The 17,233-nt window shown below is 64.0% G+C and carries 14 protein-coding genes, 1 tRNA gene and 2 rRNA genes (1 of these 17 cut by a window edge); 5 read left to right on the plus strand and 12 right to left on the minus strand.

Features of this window, described 5'->3' with window-relative positions:
• From EJ073_RS26305 to EJ073_RS26320, 4 genes are all read left to right on the plus strand, one after another.
• Positions 1 to 2,439: ribosomal RNA gene (locus tag EJ073_RS26305) — 23S ribosomal RNA — on the plus strand (it extends 360 nt beyond the left edge of the window).
• 187 nt (positions 2,440 to 2,626) lie between these two features.
• Positions 2,627 to 2,741: ribosomal RNA gene (rrf, locus tag EJ073_RS26310) — 5S ribosomal RNA — on the plus strand.
• Positions 2,742 to 2,892: 151 nt separating this feature from the next.
• A tRNA-Met gene (locus EJ073_RS26315) sits at positions 2,893 to 2,969 on the plus strand.
• 145 nt (positions 2,970 to 3,114) lie between these two features.
• Positions 3,115 to 3,756 carry a ThuA domain-containing protein gene (locus EJ073_RS26320; RefSeq protein ID WP_126058158.1) on the plus strand — a complete coding sequence of 214 codons (642 nt, stop codon included), beginning with the start codon at positions 3,115 to 3,117 and terminating at the stop codon, positions 3,754 to 3,756.
• A 206-nt stretch (positions 3,757 to 3,962) separates the two neighbouring features.
• Here the strand turns inward: EJ073_RS26320 and EJ073_RS26325 are convergent, their stop codons facing one another.
• The 5 genes from EJ073_RS26325 to EJ073_RS26350 all read right to left on the minus strand — a co-directional run bounded on the left by EJ073_RS26325 (position 3,963) and on the right by EJ073_RS26350 (position 8,640).
• On the minus strand, positions 3,963 to 4,313 hold the full coding sequence (locus tag EJ073_RS26325; protein ID WP_126058159.1) for a hypothetical protein: 351 nt from the start codon (positions 4,311 to 4,313) through the stop codon (positions 3,963 to 3,965).
• Between the two features lie 457 nt (positions 4,314 to 4,770).
• Positions 4,771 to 5,241, minus strand: coding sequence for a nucleoside deaminase (locus EJ073_RS26335; RefSeq protein ID WP_126058160.1), 471 nt, complete (start codon positions 5,239 to 5,241; stop codon positions 4,771 to 4,773).
• 148 nt (positions 5,242 to 5,389) lie between these two features.
• Complete coding sequence (locus EJ073_RS26340) at positions 5,390 to 6,745, minus strand: glutamine synthetase family protein (RefSeq protein ID WP_126058161.1); 1,356 nt, start codon at positions 6,743 to 6,745, stop codon at positions 5,390 to 5,392.
• A gap of 254 nt (positions 6,746 to 6,999) precedes the next feature.
• On the minus strand, positions 7,000 to 7,698 hold the full coding sequence (locus tag EJ073_RS26345; protein ID WP_126058162.1) for a GntR family transcriptional regulator: 699 nt from the start codon (positions 7,696 to 7,698) through the stop codon (positions 7,000 to 7,002).
• Between the two features lie 159 nt (positions 7,699 to 7,857).
• A complete protein-coding gene (locus EJ073_RS26350) occupies positions 7,858 to 8,640 on the minus strand; it encodes an SDR family oxidoreductase (RefSeq protein ID WP_126059350.1) in 783 nt (260 codons plus the stop codon).
• Positions 8,641 to 8,815: 175 nt separating this feature from the next.
• Here EJ073_RS26350 and uxuA point away from each other — a divergent pair, with 175 nt between their 5' ends.
• Positions 8,816 to 10,000: a mannonate dehydratase gene (gene uxuA / locus EJ073_RS26355; RefSeq protein ID WP_126058163.1), complete on the plus strand. Its 1,185-nt coding sequence runs from the start codon at positions 8,816 to 8,818 to the stop codon at positions 9,998 to 10,000.
• Between the two features lie 48 nt (positions 10,001 to 10,048).
• Here uxuA and atzF read toward each other — a convergent pair whose 3' ends face one another.
• Genes atzF through EJ073_RS26390 form a run of 7 tightly spaced genes read right to left on the minus strand, consistent with a single transcriptional unit; the run spans position 10,049 to position 17,209 of the window.
• Complete coding sequence (atzF, locus tag EJ073_RS26360) at positions 10,049 to 11,878, minus strand: allophanate hydrolase (RefSeq protein ID WP_126058164.1); 1,830 nt, start codon at positions 11,876 to 11,878, stop codon at positions 10,049 to 10,051.
• Complete coding sequence (locus EJ073_RS26365; protein ID WP_126058165.1) at positions 11,875 to 12,225, minus strand: cupin domain-containing protein; 351 nt, start codon at positions 12,223 to 12,225, stop codon at positions 11,875 to 11,877. The genes atzF and EJ073_RS26365 overlap by 4 nt, the downstream gene beginning before the upstream one ends.
• Positions 12,218 to 12,886, minus strand: coding sequence for an isochorismatase family cysteine hydrolase (locus EJ073_RS26370; protein ID WP_126058166.1), 669 nt, complete (start codon positions 12,884 to 12,886; stop codon positions 12,218 to 12,220). The genes EJ073_RS26365 and EJ073_RS26370 overlap by 8 nt, the downstream gene beginning before the upstream one ends.
• Positions 12,886 to 14,418 carry an ABC transporter ATP-binding protein gene (locus tag EJ073_RS26375; RefSeq protein ID WP_126058167.1) on the minus strand — a complete coding sequence of 511 codons (1,533 nt, stop codon included), beginning with the start codon at positions 14,416 to 14,418 and terminating at the stop codon, positions 12,886 to 12,888. Before EJ073_RS26375 ends, EJ073_RS26370 begins: the two co-directional genes overlap by 1 nt.
• Positions 14,419 to 14,428: 10 nt before the next feature.
• Positions 14,429 to 15,130 carry an isochorismatase family cysteine hydrolase gene (locus EJ073_RS26380; RefSeq protein WP_126058168.1) on the minus strand — a complete coding sequence of 234 codons (702 nt, stop codon included), beginning with the start codon at positions 15,128 to 15,130 and terminating at the stop codon, positions 14,429 to 14,431.
• Positions 15,131 to 15,167: 37 nt separating this feature from the next.
• Positions 15,168 to 16,094, minus strand: coding sequence for an ABC transporter permease (locus EJ073_RS26385; RefSeq protein WP_126058169.1), 927 nt, complete (start codon positions 16,092 to 16,094; stop codon positions 15,168 to 15,170).
• Positions 16,094 to 17,209, minus strand: a complete 1,116-nt coding sequence (locus tag EJ073_RS26390) for an ABC transporter permease (RefSeq protein WP_245455775.1) — start codon at positions 17,207 to 17,209, stop codon at positions 16,094 to 16,096. Before EJ073_RS26390 ends, EJ073_RS26385 begins: the two co-directional genes overlap by 1 nt.
• Positions 17,210 to 17,233: the final 24 nt, after the last annotated feature.

The following is a 17,233-nucleotide window of genomic DNA, read 5'->3' on the forward strand; positions in this document are numbered from 1 at the left end:
TTGGGCCATAGCGGGTGACAGCCCCGTACGCGTAATGCGATCAATCGTCCTCGAGTAAGGCGGGACACGTGAAATCCTGTCTGAAATTGGGAGGACCACCTTCCAAGCCTAAGTACTCGTGCATGACCGATAGCGAACTAGTACCGTGAGGGAAAGGTGAAAAGCACCCCGACAAGGGGAGTGAAAGAGTACCTGAAACCGATTGCCTACAAACAGTGGGAGCCCGCAAGGGTGACCACGTACCTTTTGTATAATGGGTCAGCGACTTAGTGTGACGAGCAAGCTTAAACCGATAGGTGTAGGCGCAGCGAAAGCGAGTCTGAACAGGGCGTTCAGTTCGTCGCATTAGACCCGAAACCGAGTGATCTAGCCATGAGCAGGTTGAAGGTAAGGTAACACTTACTGGAGGACCGAACCCATAACTGTTGCAATAGTTCGGGATGACTTGTGGCTAGGGGTGAAAGGCCAATCAAACTCGGAAATAGCTGGTTCTCCGCGAAATCTATTTAGGTAGAGCGTCGACCGAATACCCCAGGGGGTAGAGCACTGGATGGGCTAGGGGTCCTCACCGGATTACCAAACCTAACCAAACTCCGAATACCTGGGAGTACTAGTCGGCAGACACACGGCGGGTGCTAACGTCCGTCGTGAAAAGGGAAACAACCCTGACCTACAGCTAAGGTCCCCAAGTTATGGCTAAGTGGGAAAGGATGTGAGGATCCCAAAACAACCAGGATGTTGGCTTAGAAGCAGCCATCATTTAAAGAAAGCGTAACAGCTCACTGGTCTAAATAAGGGTCTTTGCGCCGAAAATGTAACGGGGCTAAAGCCATACACCGAAGCTTAGGGTTCGTGAGCAATCACGAGCGGTAGCGGAGCGTTCTGTAAGCTGATGAAGCCGTACCCGTGAGGGCGGTGGAGGTATCAGAAGTGCGAATGCTGACATGAGTAACGTAAGGGGAGTGAGAGACTCCCCCGCCGAAAGACCAAGGGTTCCTGCTTAAAGTTAATCTGAGCAGGGTTAGCCGGCCCCTAAGACGAGGCGGAAACGCGTAGTCGATGGGAACCACGTTAATATTCGTGGGCCTGGAGGTAGTGACGGATTGCACAAGTTGTTCAACCTTATCGGATTGGTTGGGCAGCGGAGCGGTTCCAGGAAATAGCTCCTCCTTATAGACCGTACCCGAAACCGACACTGGTGGTCTGGTAGAGTATACCAAGGCGCTTGAGAGAACTATGCTGAAGGAACTCGGCAAATTGCACGCGTAACTTCGGAAGAAGCGTGACCCTTTTCTGCGCAAGCAGAGGAGGGTGGCACAGACCAGGGGGTAGCGACTGTTTATCAAAAACACAGGGCTCTGCGAAGCCGCAAGGCGACGTATAGGGTCTGACGCCTGCCCGGTGCTGGAAGGTTAAGAGGAGGGGTGCAAGCTCTGAATCGAAGCCCCAGTAAACGGCGGCCGTAACTATAACGGTCCTAAGGTAGCGAAATTCCTTGTCGGGTAAGTTCCGACCTGCACGAATGGCGTAACGACTTCCCCGCTGTCTCCAGCATAGACTCAGTGAAATTGAATTCCCCGTGAAGATGCGGGGTTCCTGCGGTTAGACGGAAAGACCCCGTGCACCTTTACTATAGCTTTACATTGGCATTCGTAGTGGCATGTGTAGGATAGGTGGTAGGCTTTGAAGCCAGGGCGCCAGCCTTGGTGGAGCCACCCTTGAAATACCACCCTTATCTCTATGGATGTCTAACCGCGGCCCGTTATCCGGGTCCGGGACAATGTATGGTGGGTAGTTTGACTGGGGCGGTCGCCTCCTAAAGAGTAACGGAGGCGCGCGATGGTGGGCTCAGAACGGTCGGAAATCGTTCGCTGAGTGCAATGGCATAAGCCTGCCTGACTGCGAGACTGACAAGTCGAGCAGAGACGAAAGTCGGTCATAGTGATCCGGTGGTCCCGCGTGGAAGGGCCATCGCTCAACGGATAAAAGGTACGCCGGGGATAACAGGCTGATGACCCCCAAGAGTCCATATCGACGGGGTTGTTTGGCACCTCGATGTCGACTCATCGCATCCTGGGGCTGGAGCAGGTCCCAAGGGTATGGCTGTTCGCCATTTAAAGCGGTACGTGAGTTGGGTTCAGAACGTCGTGAGACAGTTCGGTCCCTATCTGCCGTGGGTGTAGGAATATTGAAAGGATCTGTCCCTAGTACGAGAGGACCGGGATGGACGGATCTCTGGTGGACCTGTTGTGGCGCCAGCCGCATAGCAGGGTAGCTATATCCGGACGGGATAACCGCTGAAGGCATCTAAGCGGGAAACCCACCTTGAAACGAGTATTCCCTGAGAACCGTGGAAGACGACCACGTTGATAGGCCGGGTGTGGAAGAGCGGCAACGCTTGAAGCTTACCGGTACTAATAGTTCGATCGGCTTGATCGTTCTCATTCCTAATATCCATCTTTGTTCTCACTCACGCTTGTTCCGCCCTTCGGGCGGCGCTACGTGGGTGCGGCGCATCGGCGCCGACGGCCGGTCGGCCTTGCGAAGCTTCGCTTCGAAAGGTGCCAGGCCAAATGAACATCCAAGGCACAAAAAACAGCTTCTCGAACAACGTGCGTTTCGCCGACCTGGTGGTTATGGCGGAGCGGCTGCACCCGATCCCATTCCGAACTCGGCCGTGAAACGCTCCAGCGCTGATGGTACTTCGTCTCAAGACGCGGGAGAGTAGGTCGCTGCCAGGTCTGCCAAACGCACGTTCATCTTCTCATTACGATAGGCCCGCCAAACGGGATCCCGGGCCGCGCAAGCGGCCCTTTCATTTGGCAGGCCTCTTGATTCCGGTAAGCTCAAACTTACCTCTAAGGACGCAAGCTAACGCTTGCTCGTAGTTGACGCGGGGTGGAGCAGCCCGGTAGCTCGTCAGGCTCATAACCTGAAGGTCACAGGTTCAAATCCTGTCCCCGCAACCAAATACAAAACGGCCCGCCTCGCGCGGGCCGTTTTCGTTTGTCACCCTACGGTCTTTCAGCTCGACTCGGCAGAACTTTGCAGCGATGGTCGGCGGCGTCGCGATGCCGCAGGTCCGGCCGCGCGGCTAAGCATAAGGAGCGGAAGATGCGGCAGGCACTGATCGTATGGGGCGGCTGGGAGGGCCATGAGCCGGAACTCGGCGCGCGCGCCGTCAAGACTATGCTCGAGGAAGAGGGATTTGCCGTTCGCGTCGAGACCTCGACCGCGGCATTCGCCGATCCCGCAATCGCCGATCTCAGCCTGATCGTGCCGATCTACACCATGTCCAAGCTTACCAAGGCCGAGGAGTCCAACCTCACCACCGCAATCGCGGGCGGCGTCGGCCTTGGCGGCTATCATGGCGGCATGGGCGACGCCTTTCGCGAATCGACTGACTACCAGTTCATGTGCGGCGGCCAGTGGGTCGCCCATCCCGGCAACATCATCGACTACCGGGTCGACATCGCCCGCCGCGACGATCCGATCATGAGCGGCATCGACGATTTCCGCTACCGCTCCGAGCAGTACTACATGCATGTCGACCCCTCGAACGAGGTGCTGGCGACCACCACCTTCACCGGCGCGCACGCGCCGTGGATCGACGGCGTCGTCATGCCGGTGGTCTGGAAGCGCCGACACGGCGAGGGTCGGGTGTTCTACTCGTCGTTGGGGCATGTGGCCAAGGAGTTCGAGGTACCGCAGATGCGGACCATCCTGCGCCGCGGGCTGGCCTGGGCGGCACGCTGACGCCCGTGCCGAGCGCTGTGGCAATGCCGGCTTGAGATTCTATCACCGCCGGCCCGTTCGGATGATCGCGATCGAACGTGCCGCGTATCTTGCTTCATGACACGCAGACCAGCGGGACCGGTACGACCGGTCCCGCTTTCTGCCTCTTGCAGGTGCGTGCAGCCAAGGCGTCAGGTTTGGACGGCCTCAGGTGACGCGCAATGACCTCATCTCACTGCAACGCGGACGCCGTCGTCGTCGCGAAGGCGATCCACGCACAGGGCGCGAAGGACGAGCGCGGCATCGGCGTAGGTGATCGACCTTTCGCCGCCGGCGGGCAACATGCCGCCGACGGTGTCCAGGACATCGGCCTCGATGCGCCAAGGCAGGATGTCGGTGCAGGTCCGCATGCGACCGAAGACCGAGCTGATCGGGATCATACGGCCTTCGAACTCGACTTGCGGCTCGTCCGTGCCCGGAGTCCAGGCCTGGTAGGCTTCCAGAGCCTCGTCGAAGGCGCCATGCAACTGGATTGGGGCATGGCCCTCGTGCAGGGCGGGCAGCAGGCGTGTGGTCATCGGTTTCCTCCTCGATCGCGGCAGCAATCCATGCTGTCAACGCCCCCGCGCCCTTGGTGAATTGATTGGTCTATTGCACCGGCCTGATGGTGATGGGATCTGGAACGATCTCCAGAAATGTCTGCGTCATCGTCATCTCCTGATCATTCGAACACGAATGCGAAAAGGCCAGGCACTGGAAGGGCAGTATGACTTGCTCCGACTCAAATGTCTATCAAACTTGTAGACATTCGTTAGGCTAAGCTAAGATGACCTCAATCGCCTCGTCACTGACCTTGTCGAGAGGCCGGCAAGCGTCTGATCACGATGAACCGGTATTTGGCTCCAGACGATAGCTCGCTCCATCGAAAACAAAGGCGTTGCCGCGTAGCCTGCCGCCGAACGGTATCAGCGGAAAGCAAATGGGAATTCGGAGCGACGATCGTCCAGGGAGGACCGTCGCATGGCGTGGTGCTTGTTAGCGATTCCAGAAATCGCGATGTGGTGTGAGCAACTCGTCCGCGATTTCGGGGAAAGGGCCAAAGACCTCGATCTTTTTCTGGCCGGAGCCGAGTACGGTGCGCGAAGAAAGACTCATCGTCGGATTCTCCGGGTGATCCCCGGTGAGCGCCAGGAGGTCGGTCTCCTCGAAGCCGTAGACCAGCCGGCCGATATTCGCCCAGTAGAGCGTGCCTGTGCACATTGCGCAGGGCTCGCCCGTCGTGACCAACGTGCAGGTCCAGAGAAACTCTGGCCGGTAGGCGGTCGCTGCGCGCCGGGCGAGTTCGGTCTCGGCATGGCGCACCGTGTCGAGATTGCCCTGCCGCATCAGCACGCGGTCGTCCGGGCCGACCAGCACCGCACCGAACGGATGATGGCCATGCGCGGCCGTGTCGCGGGCAACGGCGTCAGCGGATCGGAGGTGAGCGAGCATCTGATCGCGGGTCATGGCAAAATCCCCTCACGCCGACACTCACTCCCATGCGCGGCTGTTGAGCTGAGATTGCTGCCAGGGGGCGCGATTGGCAAGAGCCAACCGTCGCTTGAGCGTCCACCTGCTGATGACAATCGCCGCCGAACCGTTTCCCGGAAATGCTCTAGACGCTCTCCAGGTAAGTCTCGATCTCGAAGTCGCTGACGTTGAGCGCGAAGGTGTTCAGTTCCTGGCGCTTGCAGGCGACGAAGGACTGGCGCAGCGTGGCCGGGAAGATCTCCGCCACCAGTGGCCCGCCTTCGAAGCTGGCGATGGCCGAGGCCCAGTCCGGCGGCAGCTTCGCCAGCGTGAGCCCTTGTCCCTCGCCGCCGGTCGGTTCGCCGGGCGACAGTTCTTTCTCGATGCCGATCAGCGCCGCGCCCAGGATTGCCGCCAGCACCAGGTAGGGATTGGCGTCGGCGCCGGAAACGCGATGCTCGATGCGGCGCGCCGCGGAGGGCCCGCCGGGAATGCGGATCGCCACCATGCGGTTCTCGTAGCCCCAGGCAACCGCGGTCGGCGCGTAGGAGCGCGGCCGCAGCCGGCGATAGGAATTGAAGTGCGGGGCGAACACCAGCGTGCTCTCCGCCATCGCCGCAAGCAGCCCGCCGACTGCATGACGCATGGTGTCGGAGCCCTGGTCGCTGCCGTCGTCGAAAATGTTGCGGCCGTCCTTATCGATGACGCTGAAATGGACATGGAAGCCGTTGCCGGCGCGCTCCCCATAAGGCTTGGCCATGAAACAGGCGGCAAAGCCGTGCTTGCGGGCGATGCCCTTGACGGTGCGCTTGAACAGAACGGCGTCGTCGGCGGCGCGCAAGGCGTCCGGCACATGGTTGAGGTTGATCTCGAACTGGCCGACGCCGTTCTCGGCGATCGCGGTGTCGACGGGAATGCCTTGCATGCGGCAGGCCTCGTAGACGTCATGGATGAAGGCCTCGAAATCGTCGATCTCGTCGATCGAGAGCGCGGCATCGGAATCGAGGCGCCGGCCAGTGATCGGTGAAACCGGACCGACGGGGCGCTGCGACGTGGGGTCGACGAGGTAGAATTCGAGCTCGGTCGCGGTGACCGGGGTCAGGCCGAGCGCGGCGTAGCGGTCGAGAATGCGGGCGAGCGCGCGGCGCGGGTCGCCGAGATAGGGCGCGCCGTTTTCATCGGCGAGCCACAGCGGCAGAAGCGCTGTCGGATGCGCCGTCCAGTTGACGGGCAGGATGCCGCGCCCGGTCCACTGGCAAAGCCCGTCGGCGTCGCCGGTCGAGAAGACCTGCGCATTGCCTTCGATATCCTCGCCCCAGATGTCGAGCCCGATCAGCGAGTAGGGCATGCGCAGCTTGCCTTCGAGCGCCTTACGCGCCTGCTCGACGGGAATGCGCTTGCCGCGCATGATCCCGTTCAGATCGCACACCGCGGCCCTCAGGCTCTGGATGTCCTCCCTGCTTTCAAGCCAGTTCAAAACGTCCGCAATTGCATCGCTCAATTTCCAGCCCCTTGGTTCTTTCTGTAGCCATCGCGGCTACGATATCCATTTTTCAGCTTGTGAGTTCATGAAAGGTCGCCATGGATGCTTCCAGGCAATTTTCCTTCATTTTTTCAATTTGCTAGCTGGGATATCGGGGGGCATTTCAGGTCCGTATTGTGCGATCTGCGATCGCAACATAGCTGGATGACGCGGGAAAGCCAAGCCGTGATTTGGCGCCTTCGGCTTGTGCTCGAATGGGCCCTGCAGTCTGCCTAGTGGCGCAGGTCCGGGAATTTCACCTGGCCGAGGATATGTGTCGCACCCTCGTCGATGTCGCGCACGATGGCCGCGCGGGCCCGTTCGCCGTCCTGCGCCTCGATCGCCGCGACGACTTCCTCGTGATAGTCGATGCCGAGAATGCCGGCGAGGCCGTCCTCGAAGCCGATCGCCAGGTTCCTCAGGAACGGACCGACCTGCATCCACACCGTCTCGATCAGGAAGATCATCTGCTCGTTGCCGCAGTGGCGGTAGATCGAGAATTTGAAGTCGTGGTTCTTGCGCAGATAGTCGTCGATGTTTCCGCCGCGCGCGGCCTGGGTGAGCTCGGTGCAATGGCGGCGGATGGCGCGCAGATTGTTGCCGTTGATGCGTTTCGTGGCGAGCTCGGTGGCCGTACCTTCCAGGATGGTGCGCACGGCGGTCAATTGCGAGAAGCGTTCGGCCGAGATCAGCGGCACCTCGACGCTGCCGTTCGGCATCGGGCTCAGTGCCCTCAAGGCCTGCAGCCGGGTGAAGGCGCTGCGCACCGGCATGTCGCTGGTGCCGAGCTCCTTCGCGAGCTTGCGCGAGGTCAGCTTCTGGCCGGGCTGCAACTGGCCCGACATCAGAGCCCGCACGAGCTCCAGATAGACTTTCTCATGCAACGGAACGGTATCGACAGCGGTCAGCCCGAATTGCGATTTGTCGGCCATTGGCGATGCGTTGCTTCACTCGTCCTGAAATCTGCCCGGTCGGCTCTGTCGGCGGCCCGGATGTGTTGCGAGCGGCTTTGGAACCACGATAGACGGTTACAGCGCGCCGCCGCAAGTGCGGGCTTTGGCGGCCATCCGGCCCGTTGCCAGCGATGCCCCCTAACCTACTCCAATGCCGGCCAGGAGGCCGCCATCGATCCTGTAGTCGGCGCCGGTGCAGAAGCTCGCCTTGGAGGAGCACAGGAAGGCGATGAGTTCAGCCACTTCCTCCGGCTCGCCGATGCGGCCGAGCGGATGCGCCTCGCCAAAGCGCTTGAAGGCTGCTTCTATATCGGCGTTCGGGTCGTCGCCGCGCGCGGCCCTTTCGAGGATCGGCGTGCGGATCGAACCCGGGCTGACCGAGTTCACGCGAATGCCCTGGCGGGCATAGTCGAGCGCCAGCGAGCGCGTCAGCGTGTGGATGGCGCCCTTGGTGGTGGCGTAGGCGGCGACATTCTGCTGGCAGGCAGTGCCCTGCACCGAGGCGACGTTGACGATGGCGCCGCCGCCGCGCCTGATCATCTCGGGGATGCCGTAGTGGGCGGTGAGGTAGATGGAACCGACATTGACGGACATCGCCCGGTTCCAGGTCTCGAAGTCGGTGCTGGTCGCGGTGCCATAGGGATGCACCGCGGCGGAATTGACGATGACGTCCAGACCGCCGAAGCGGCCGACACCGGCGGCGATCGCCTGGGCGACCTGGTCCGGCACGGATACATCGACAGTCGCCACCAGCGCGGCGGCGCCGTTGCGGTCGAATTCGTCCTGCATCGCCGCATTGGCGCTCTCGTCGATACCGAGCGCGACGATCGCCGCTCCGCCCGCCGCGAGGCGCCTGGCGCTCGCCAGGCCGATCCCGGTCGTCCCAGTCACCAGGGCGATCTTGCCGTCGAAATCCTTCATTGCCGAAACTCCGTGATTGTCGCCGGGATTTGCAGGCGCGGCGCCGTAGCCGATCCTCATAATGCGCAGGATGACAGGCGACAAGAACGCGTATCCCGTCGGGCGGCGGCTGCCCGATTTGACTCCCTGTCGCGGCCGACAATAAGGTCCCGCCGGAATCACAAAAGAGGGTGTCATGGAACAATGCTGGCGCTGGTACGGCCCTGACGATCCGGTCACGCTCGACCATATCAAGCAGGCCGGAGCGACCGGCATCGTAACGGCACTGCACAACATCTATGACGGCAGCGCCTGGCCCCTGGATACTATCCTCGAGCGCAAGCGCATCATCGAGGCGGCCGGGCTGACCTGGTCGGTGGTGGAAAGCATTCCCGTCCATAACTCGATCAAGATCGGCGCGGCGGAACGGCAGCGTTACGCCGGCTGGTACAAGGACACGATCCGGGCGCTGGCCAAGGCCGGCATTTCCACCATCTGCTACAATTTCATGCCGGTGGTCGACTGGACGCGCACCGATCTCATGTACCGGCTGCCGACCACCGGCTATGCCTTGCGCTTCGACGCGATCGACTTCGCCGCCTACGATGTCTTCGTGCTGAAGCGCAAGAATGCCGAGGCAAGCTACAGCCCGGCGCGTCTCAAGGAGGCGGAAGCGCGGCTGAAATCCCTGAGCGACGAGCAGATCGAAAAGGTCGAGCGCAACCTGATCGCCGGCCTGCCGGCCACCGAGCGCAAGTACAATCGCGACACGATGCGCGACGCGCTCGCCGACTACGACGCCATCGGCCCGGCGGAACTGCGCGCCAACCTTGCCTGGTTCCTGAGCGAGATCATCCCGGTCGCCGAGGAGGTCGGGGCGCGCATGTGCATCCACCCGGACGATCCGCCCTTCTCGCTGTTCGGGCTGCCGCGGGTCGTCTCCACCGCCGCCGACGCGCGCTTCATCCTGGAGACGGTCGACAGCCCGGCCAACGGCCTGACCTTCTGCACCGGCTCCTACGGCGTGCGCGCCGACAACGATCTGGTCGCGATGATCGGGGAATTCGCCTCAAGAATCCATTTCGCGCATCTGCGCAACGTGACGCGCGAGGCGGACGGCTCCTTCTACGAGGCCGAGCACCTGGAAGGCTCGACCGACATGGCGGCGGTCATACTGGCGCTGATGAAGGAAGAGGCGCGCCGGCGCATGGCAGGCCGGTCCGACTGGCGTATCCCGATGCGCCCCGACCATGGCCACCTGCTTGCCGACGACATCGGCAAGACCAGGATCAATCCCGGCTACTCGCTGATCGGGCGGCTGAAAGGCCTCGCCGAACTGCGCGGCATCATGCGCGCGGTGGAGCGGTTCGAATTGGCCTGAGGCGCAACCTCCAGAGGCCCTAAGCCGGGCGGGCGGCGGGGCCCTCGTTCATCTGGAGGGAACGCTTTCCGGTTGCCGGCGCGCCTCGTGGGCCCTGGCGACAAAATTGCGCCAGCCGCCATAGGCCGAGATATCCGTCGCCGCCAGCAGGCCGGCGGTTTCGGCAAGGAACCCTTTCGCCGATGTGCCGTCGTCGAGCTCGATGGTGCCGATTCCGAGCGGCGGCGGGATAGCGGCGACGAAACGGCCGAAGGCATCGGCGCAAAGCCGCCAGACCTCCACCTCGATAGCCGCGCCGCCGCTGCCGACCCGGACCAGCCCGGGCTTGGGTGGGATTTGGCCGGCAAGCTCATAGAGCTTGTAGGAAGGGCTCGTCCGCGTCGCCCGGCAGAAACGCGCTCCGGCATTCTTCAACTGGCCATTGAGCGGCATTCCCGAGAGGTGCGCGCCGACCACCACCAGTTCGATGCTGTCCTCGGCGGGCGCGGCGGCGGGCTGAGCACTTGGCTGCCGCCATCCGGTCGCGCCGAGGGTGAGATCGCTGGCTGAATGAAGGTCGCGCGCGACCGACGCGAGGAGGCCATCCTTTCCTGCCGCGGCCAACAGGGTCACGCTCATCGGCAGGCCGTCGGCGCGTGTGCCGGTCGGCACGGCGATTCCGCACATGTCGAGCAGATTGACGAAATTGGTGTAGGTGCCCAACCGGCTGTTGGTGGCGATCGGATCGGCAAGCACGGCATCGAGCGTGTAGTGGATTGGCGCCGTCGGCAGGCAGAACAGGTCGACGGAGGCGATGACCGGGGCGAGCCGCGCCTTATAAGCCTGCAGGGCATAGAACCCGCGGAAGGCGTCGGCGGCCGATAGGTTTCTGGCGCCGCCGATAATCTTGCGCGTCACGGGATGGAGGGCCGCTTCGTTCACCTCGAAGAAGTCGCGGATCGCGGCATAGCGTTCCGCCACCCAGGCGCCCTCGTAGAGAAGATCGGCGGTGGCGTAGAAGTCGCCGAACGGGATCTCGACCAGGCGGCAGCCGAGCCGCGACAGCAAGGCCAGCGACGCCTCGAAACCAGCCTGCATTGCCGCATCGCCGAAGAATTTCAGGTCGGCTTTTGCCGGGATACCGACGCTCAGCGCCGGCGGGCGCGCCGCGAGCGATTGGACGGCGATGTCACGCGAATAGGGATCGGCCGCGTCGCGCGCGGCGGCGACGGAGAATACCGCATAGGCGTCGTCGACGGTCAGCGCGAAGACCGAGACGCAGTCGAGCGTCCGGCAGGCTGGCACGACGCCAGCCGTCGACAGCGCGCCGACGCTCGGCTTCAGCCCGACGACGCTGTTGAGGCCGGCCGGAACGCGACCCGAGCCGGCGGTATCGGTGCCAAGCGCGAAGGAGACGATGCCGCGCGCCGTCGCCACGGCCGAGCCGGAGGAGGAGCCGCCGGGCACCAGTTTCGGATCGATCGCATTCCTCGGGATCGGCCACGGCGTGCGCACGCCGACCAGACCGGTGGCGAACTGGTCGAGATTGGTCTTGCCGACGACCAGGGCGCCCGCGGCCCTGAGCCTCGCCACCACGGCGGCGTCCCTTGCGGGCGTGTAGGCATATTCGGCGCAGGCGGCCGTGGTCGGCATGCCGGCGACGTCGATATTGTCCTTGACGGCGAAGGGGATGCCCCAGAGCGGCCTGGCCACGGGGTCGAACGGCCCGAGCGCGTCGGCCGCGGCCAGCATCTCGGCTCTCGTCGCAAGGTGGATGAAGATGCCGGGGTCGCCAGCGGCTTCGATGCGGGCCAGCACCGTATCGATCACATCGGCGATGCCGATGCCGCTTTGGTAGGCCGCGTGCAGGCTGCCGATGTCGAAATGGATGTCGCTCATCTCGTGTCCCCCAGAATGGTCACCGGCAAATCCCACTGGATCAGCACGACGCAGCCGTCCTTCGTCCACACCGAATGCTCGGTGCCGACCGGATTGAGGATCACGCTGCCTGCCGGATAGTCGCCGTTCTCGTCGCTCTGCGTGCCTTCCAGCACGACGATGGTTTCCAGCCCGACATGACGGTGGCGCGGCACGCCGGCGCCCGGCTGGTATTTGAGCACCGCGACCGACGGTTCGACCGGACCGCCCTTGAGCAGCCAGTGCACGCCGATGCCGTCGCGGAAAGGCTCGAACACCAGGTCGCGCCAGCCGCCGTCGAGCAGGCCGGCAAAGGCAAGGTTAGGCATTCGCAATTCCCTCGAGAACCTGATCGGTCGTCGCCGTCCAGCCGACGATCGCGCCCTGCGCCCGGATCATCGCCAGGGCGGCCGCCTTGAATTCGGGAAAGTAGCTTTCCGTCGCGTCCTCGGCGACGAGGCACTCGTAGCCGCGGTCGTTGGCCTCGCGCATCGTCGTCTGCACGCAGACCTCGGTCGTCACGCCGGCAAAGATGAGTTGCCGGGCGCCGATCCGCTTCAGGTCTTCGCCGAGGCCGGTCGCGTAGAAGGCGCCCTTGCCGGGCTTCTCGATGACGATCTCGCCGGGCAGGGGCGCGAGCTCGTCGAGGATCGCGGTGCCCGGTTCGCCGGCGATCAGCACGCGCCCCATCGGACCGACATCGCCGATGCGGATCGACGCGTTGCCGCGGTCCCGCTTGGCGGGCGGCAGGTCCGACAGGTCGGGCCGATGGCACTCCATGGTGTGGATCACCGGCAGGCCGGCGGCGCGAAAGCCTTCGATCAGCCGCTTCACCGTGGGAACGATCGCGGTGATCCGGCTGACGTCGTTGCCGAGGCTGGCGCCGAAGCCGCCCGGCTCGGCGAAGTCGCGCTGCATGTCGATGACAATGAGCGCCGTCGCCTCGGGCTTGAAGGCGAAGGCGAAGGGCTGTGCTGCGATTTCCGCCATCAGTGATGCCCCGCCATGTGCTCGCCGATCGTCTGCACGCTCGCCTGCGCGATCGGCGTCTCGTAGACGAGCGCGCCGTCGGACATCACGAGGATGCGGTCGGAGAGTTCCAGGAGTTCATCGAGGTCTTCCGACATCAGCAGCACCGCTGCCCCCGCATTGCGCGCCTTCATGATGCGGGCGCGGATTTCGGCGACGGCGGAGAAGTCGAGGCCGAAGCACGGGTTGGAGACGATCAGCAGGTCGACCTCGCCGGTGAGCTCGCGGGCGAGCACCGCGCGCTGCACGTTGCCGCCCGACAGCGAGGCGATGGGTGAGGAGAGCGAAGCCGTCTTGACCTTGAACTGCTCGACCAGCCGGGCGCTGAAGGATTTGATGGCGCCGGCGCTGATCCAGCTCACCGGCTTGCCGTTGCCGTCCACGTCGAAGGTGCGGAAGGCGATGTTCTCGGCGACTGTCATCCTCGGCGCGCAGGCATTCTTGAGCGGTTCCTCCGGGATCAGCCGCACGTTGAGGGCGCGCGCCTCTGCCCGCGTCGCCGCATAGGCGGAGCCGCGCACCATCACCTCGCCGCCATTGCGCGGGCGCTGCCCGGCCAGCACTTCGAGAAATTCCTTCTGGCCGTTGCCGGAGATGCCTGCGATGCCGACGATCTCCCCGGAGCGAACGCCGAGATCCGCGATGTCGATCGATTTGTGGCCGGTGCGGTCGGGCGCCCTCAGTGCCTTCACCTTGAGCACAATCTCGGCGTCCGGCTTAGGCTCGACGCGGCTGTCCAGGGCGGCGATCGGCTGGTCGCCGATCATCATCGCCGCCATCTCTCGGTGAGAAAGGTCGGCGACCTTGCTGGTCCCGGTGAGCCTGCCCTTGCGCAGCACCGTGATGTCGTCGGCGAATGCCGTGACCTCATGGAATTTGTGGGAGATCATCAGCACGGTGAGATCGCCGGCCATGGTCATGCCGCGCACCAGGCCAAGCACTTCCTGCGCCTCGCCCGGGGTAAGCACGGATGTCGGCTCGTCCAGGACCAGGAAATTGCGGCCGAGGTAGAGCTGCTTGATGATCTCAAGCTTCTGTTTCTCGCCGGCGGCGAGCTCGGCCACCTTGACGTCGAGCGGCAGCTTGAAGGGCATGCGCTCCATGAATTGGGCAAGCGCGCCGCGCTCCTTGCGCCAGTCGATGACACCGGGCACCTTCTCGCGCGAGATGACCAGGTTCTCGGCGCCGGTCAGCGACGGGACGAGCGTGAAATGCTGGTAGACCATGCCGAGACCGAGCGCCGAGGCATCCCTGGGGCTGGCGATCGTCACCTCGCGTCCGTCGACCAGCATGTCGCCCGACGTTGGGTGGTAGAAACCCATCATGCATTTGACCAGCGTCGACTTGCCGGCGCCGTTCTCGCCGAGCAGGGCGTGGAAGGAGCCGGCCAGCACCTTGATCGAGACGTCGTCGAGCGCCGTGAAGGCGCCGAAGCGCATGGTCATGCCGATGGTCTCGACGCCGATCGCCTTGCGATGGGGAGTTCCGCTCATCGCCGGTCCCTCACGGCAATTGGGCGACGAGCGCGGCGGAATTCGACACCGCGCCGAAGACGCCGCCCTGCATCTTGATCATCTTGATCGCCGCCAGATGGTTGCCGTAGTCGGTCGCCCCGCAGCAGTCCTCCAGCATCACGCATTCGAAGCCGCGATCGTTGGCCTCGCGCATGGTGGTGTGCACGCAGACATCGGTGGTGATGCCGGTGAGCACGATGTTTGCGATGCCGCGCTGGTTGAGGATCAGTTCGAGGTCGGTGGCGCAGAACGAACCCTTGCCGGGCTTGTCGATGATCGGCTCGCCCTCGGCCGGATAGAGGTCGGGGATGATGTCCCAGCCCGGCTCGCCGCGCACCAGGATGCGCCCGCAAGGGCCGGGGTCGCCGATGCCGGCATTGATGCGGCGCGAGCGCCAGCGCTTGTTGGCGGGAAGGTCGGCAAGGTCGGGGCGATGGCCCTCGCGCGTGTGGATGATGGTGTAACCCTTGGCCCGCATGGCGGAGAGCACCGACTTGATAGGCTCGATCGGCGCCCTGACCAGCGACAGGTCATAGCCCATATGGTCGACATAGCCCCCCGGTCCGCAGAAATCGGTCTGCATGTCGATGATGATCAGCGCCGTGTTGTCCGGCCCCAGATCGCCATTGTAGGGCCAGGGATAGGGATCGGCGTCGATGTAGCGCTGGGTGATCTCGGCTCTGGCGTTCATGGCAAAACTCCGGTCTCGCGAGCGGTTCCTGGGAGGGTCACTTGGTGATCGACAGTTCGCCCGGCGCGCCGGCGAGCGTGCGGCTCGGCGACGAGGTGGCGATCATGATGATGAGGGTGAGGATGTAGGGCGCGGCGTAGAACAGGTAGTAGCCTTGCGTCACGCCCACCGACTGCAGCGCAGGACCGAGGGCGCCGGCGCCGCCGAACAGCAGCGCGGCGGCGAAGCAGCCGAGCGGGTTCCAGCGCGCGAAGATGACCAGCGCCACCGCCATCAGCCCCTGGCCCGACGAGATGCGCTCCGTCCAGCTGCCGGGATAGTAGAGCGACAGGTAGGCGCCGCCGATGCCGGCCAGCGCGCCGCCGACGCCAGTGGCGAGCAGACGCACCGTGTTCGGGTTGAGGCCCATGGCGCGCGCGGCATCGGCGCTGTCGCCGACCACGCGCACGATCAGGCCGACACGGGTGTTGCGGAAGGCCCACCAGAGGAAGACGGCAAGCGCTGCTCCGATCAGGAACAGCACGTTGACGTTGAGCGCCGCCTGCACCTGCGGGATGTTCGACCAGGCACCGAACGGGATCGCTGGCAGGTCCGGCGCCGAGGGCTGGATGAACGGCTTGCCGAAGAAGAAGGCTAGCCCAGAGCCGAACAGCATCAGGGCGATGCCGATGGCGATGTCGTTGACCTTCGGGAATTTGCAGATCCAGCCATGGAAGAGACCGAAGCAGAGGCCGGCGATTGCCGCCGCAAAAAGGCCGAGCCATGGCGAGCCGGTCATCACGGCGACCGCGTAGGCGCTCATGGCGCCGAACACCAGCGTGCCCTCGAGGCCGAGATTGATGCGGCCGGAGCGCTCGGTGATGGCTTCGCCGAGCGACACGAAGATGAAGGGGGTGGAGACGCGGATGGCGCCGCCCAGTATGGCGAGCGGCACGCCCCAGAGGCCGATGTCGGTCGTTTCCATCAGGCGCTCCCCTTCAGGACATCAGGCCCCTGCCAGAGGTCCGGGTTGAAGGGCTTGAAGCGGCCGTAGAGGGTCTCGCTGAACAGGATGACGATGAAGAGCATGCCCTGCAGCACAAGCACGGTCGCATCGGGTAGGTCCATGCGGCGCTGGATCAGGCCGCCGGAGGCGTCGATGCCGCCGAGCAGGATGGCGACCGGGATGATGGCGAGCGGATTGTGGCGGGCAAGGAAAGCAACGAGGATGCCGGTATAGCCGTAGCCGGCGGCGAGCGAGCCGTTGGCGCTGCCTTGCACGGCGGCGACCTCCAGCATTCCGGCAAGCCCGGCGAAGCCGCCGGCAAGCGCGGTGAAGCCGACGATCAGCGGGCCGACGGCAAGGCCCTGCACCTGCGCCGCCCTGACATTGCCGCCGGCGATGCGAGCGGCGAAGCCCCAGCGGGTCTTCTCGATCAGCAGCCAGGAGAGCACGCAGGCGAGGATGCCGACGACGAGGCCCCAATGCACCTCCATGCCCAGGATGTTGCCGATGCGGTAGATGTCGGCGAGCGGCTGGGTCGAGGGCTTGTTGAGCGAGGCCGGATCGCGCAGCGGGCCTTCAACCAGGTAATTCATCAGCGCGATGGCGATGTAGGCCATCAGCAGGCTGGAGATGGTCTCGTTGACGGCGCGGTAATGGCGGAGCGCGCCGACGGCACCAATCCAGATGCCGCCGGCGGCCACGCCCCCCACGCCCATGAGGAGGATGACGAGAAAGGATGGCGCGCCATTCAGCACCACACCAATGGCGGCGGCGGCGACGCCGCCGAGCACGATCGCGCCCTCGCCGCCGATGACGACCAGCCCAAGGCGCGCGGGCAGCGCCACGCAGAGCGCCGCGAGCAGAAGCGGAGCGCCGCGCGACAGCGAGTTCTGGATCGAGAACCAGGACCCAAAGCCGCCCCGCCACATGGTCTCGTATAGCTGGACCGGCGACTTGCCGACCAGCGCCACGAACAGGCTGAACAGCACCATGCCGACGACCAGCGCCGCGAGCGGAATGACAAACGCCTCAGCTCGCCTGGCGGTCCATTCGAGCGCCGCCCGATATCCCTTGGCACCGAGAATGGCCGGCATGTCCGCGCTGCTCACCGTGTCCGT

Origin of the sequence: Mesorhizobium sp. M4B.F.Ca.ET.058.02.1.1, from assembly GCF_003952505.1 — a bacterium.
Taxonomy (GTDB): Bacteria; Pseudomonadota; Alphaproteobacteria; order Rhizobiales; family Rhizobiaceae; genus Mesorhizobium.